The organism is Roseateles sp. P5_B10, from assembly GCF_056400485.1.
Genome location: NZ_JBFULE010001277.1, coordinates 1 through 1,011, shown reverse-complemented (window position 1 = coordinate 1,011; position 1,011 = coordinate 1). Strand labels below are relative to the sequence as shown.

The following is a 1,011-nucleotide window of genomic DNA, read 5'->3' as shown; positions in this document are numbered from 1 at the left end:
GCTGACATAGATGCCCGCTTCGCCGACGAAGTAACGACCCAGCTCGACGACGAGCTTGGACAGCGGCAGGTCGGTCTTGGCGCGTGCTTGCAGCCCGGCAAGGTTGTCGGCGATGGGTGCCAGATCGAGCCGCGATTCGCCTGGGAAATACGGGATGCCAAAGCCCCCCCCCAGGTTCAGGAACTTGACAGGTGACGGCGCGGCCTCGGCCAGTCGCAGGGCCAGTTCGTAGCTCTTGAGCTGCGCCTCGCAGATGGCCTCAGCCTTGAGGTTTTGCGACCCGGCGAACAGGTGAAAGCCCTCGAAGGCCAGGCCGTCACCGCTCAGCCGGCCCACCTCAGCCAGCACCTCGGGCAGAGCCTCGGCGTCGATACCGAACTGCTTGGGGCCACCGCTCATGCGCATGCCCGAGCCCTTGAGCTCGAAGTCGGGGTTCACGCGCAGCGCGACGCGGGCTGGCAGGCCCAGGCGCTGCGAAGCACGGGCCAACGGCACCAGCTCACGCACCGACTCGACATTGACCAGCACGCCGGCCGCGACGGCCTGRCCCAGCTCGATGTCACGCTTGCCGGGGCCGGCAAAGCTGACCTCGTGCGGGTCGGCACCGGCGTTCAGCGCCACCTGCAGTTCGCCCGCCGAGGCCACGTCGATACCGTCCACCAAGCCGGCCATCAGCTGCACCAGCGCCGGCATCGGGTTGGCCTTCATCGCATAGTGCAGTTCTAGCCCCAAGGGCAGAGCCGCGCGCAACTCGGCGACGCGGGCTTTCAGCAGCCCGCGGTCGTAGGCGTAGAACGGCGTCTGGCCGACTCGCTCGGCGAGCACGGACAGGCGCTGGCCGCCGACCAGCAGTTCGCCATTCRCGTCGCGGGGAAAGAGCACGGGCGCGTGCTCAAGGGCGCGCTTCGGGGGGATGGGATCGCTCATGCAGCGTGCTGTTCAAGCCAGTCGGTCGAGAGGGTTTTGCGATCGATCTTGCCGTTGGGGTTGCGCGGCAGCGGGCCCGAACGG

At 68.2% G+C, this 1,011-nt stretch carries 1 protein-coding gene; it reads right to left on the bottom strand.

Features of this window, described 5'->3' with window-relative positions:
* Positions 1-927, bottom strand: a 927-nt coding sequence (locus tag AC1DU6_RS32710; protein WP_477862428.1) for a type III PLP-dependent enzyme domain-containing protein, incomplete at its 3' end; no start/stop codon positions are given.
* Positions 928-1,011: the final 84 nt, after the last annotated feature.